This window comes from Sodalis sp. (in: enterobacteria) (assembly GCF_047607725.1).
Classification (GTDB): Bacteria; Pseudomonadota; Gammaproteobacteria; order Enterobacterales; family Enterobacteriaceae; genus JBLKSS01.
Genome location: NZ_JBLKSS010000297.1, coordinates 1 through 1,708, shown reverse-complemented (window position 1 = coordinate 1,708; position 1,708 = coordinate 1). Strand labels below are relative to the sequence as shown.

Below are 1,708 nucleotides of genomic sequence, written 5' to 3'. Positions count from 1 at the left end.
CACTCAAACCGGGATGGAAATAAAAGTTATTAAAATCAATACAATGTGAAAATGCAATGAGCATAAGCGTGTAACGTAGGTTTACTGTCCCATACAACAAACCCACCAATAATTCAAGACGTCCTCCACGGGGCGCTTACGTAAAGAACGAGGCGAAGGCCGTGGCAAGCATTATCCCCGCGACTTTACTGCGATTCTCAGGCCGGGCGCAGTGGTAAATCGCCAGCGCCGCGCCGGGCAGGCCGAACATCATGATGGGGAAGAAGCCCGCCTGATAGCGACCGGTAATTCCGATAATACCGGTACCGGCTTCGATGGACTGCTGGCCGCCGAGGAATTTGGGAATATCGTTAATGCCGGCGACGTCGAACCAGAACACTGAATTCAGCACGTGGTGCAGACCGACTGGAATCAGCAACCGGTTGAAGAAGGCGTAGATACCTGCCCCCACCGAGCCCAACTGCTGAATATGCTCGCCGAACGTCACCAGCGCATTGAAGATCACCGGCCAAATGTACATCAGGATAAAGGCGATGAAGATCATCACGAACGACACCAGGATCGGCACCAGGCGGCGTCCGCTGAAAAACGATAGCGCTTTGGTGAGCTCGACATTGCTGAAACGGTTGTAAAGTTCGGCGGAAATAATCCCCACCAAGATGCCGACGAACTGGTTATTGATTTTGCCGAACGCCGCCGGGACTTGATCCAAGGGGATTTTCTATATCATCGACACCGAGGCCGGCACGCACAAGGTGGTGACCACCAAGAAGCCGACGAAACCGGTAAGCGCCGCGGTGCCATCCTTGTCTTTCGACATGCCATAGGCAACACCGATGGCGAACAGCACCGACATATTTTCAATAATCGCCGAGCCGGATTTAATGAAAAAGGCCGCCAACGCGTTGCTGCCCCCCTAGCCAACCGGGTCAATCCAATAGCCCACCCCCATCAGGATAGCGGTGGCGGGCAGTGTCGCCACCGGGAGCATCAGCGCCCGGCCTATTTTCTGCAAATAACTGAGTATGTTCACCTTTTCCCCCTATTAGCATGACTTTTTTTACCGGCAGGTCTGCTGGCACCCCGCCTTTGTTGTGGCAATCGCCGGCATCGTGTTTGCACCGCAGGCAAAAGGTTTAATTCTCTTCGAAAAATAATAGCAGTTTTCCTACTAAAATTTCATCTTGAATCGCTCTATTTTGTGACTTATTCTATCATTTAGCGCAAACTTATTTTTCAATACAAAAAATAAATATGCAGTTGCCCCGAAGAGAGGGACGATACGTCGGATTTCGGCGTAGGCGCCCAGCGGTTATACTCCTCGGTCATACACTGCCCCTCAACATTTTACGAGGTCAAACATGAGACTGATTCCATTACACACCGCCGCTCAAGTAGGCCAATGGGCCGCCCGTCACATCGTCAACCGTATTAACGCGTTCAATCCCAGCGCCGACCGTCCGTTTATTCTTGCCCTGCCCACCGGCAGCACGCCGTTGGAGGCTTATAAAAGCCTGATTGAGATGCATAAAGCGGGCCAGGTCAGCTTTAAGCATGTGGTTACGTTGTAAGCGCCCCGTGGAGGACGTCTTGAATTATTGGTGGGTTTGTTGTATGAGACAGTAAACCTACGTTACACGCTTATGCTCATTGCATTTTCACATTGTATTGATTTTAATAACTTTTATTTCCATCCCGGTTTGAGTGA

2 pseudogenes are annotated in these 1,708 nt (G+C 50.9%); one reads left to right on the top strand and one right to left on the bottom strand.

What is annotated here, in order from left to right:
* Nucleotides 1-139: 139 nt before the first annotated feature.
* A pseudogene (locus tag ACMX3H_RS18670) lies at nucleotides 140-1,033 on the bottom strand (PTS transporter subunit EIIC); the annotation flags it as partial.
* 328 nt (nucleotides 1,034-1,361) lie between these two features.
* Between ACMX3H_RS18670 and nagB the strand changes: the two are divergent.
* Nucleotides 1,362-1,565, top strand: a pseudogene (nagB, locus tag ACMX3H_RS18665) (glucosamine-6-phosphate deaminase); the annotation flags it as partial.
* Nucleotides 1,566-1,708: the final 143 nt, after the last annotated feature.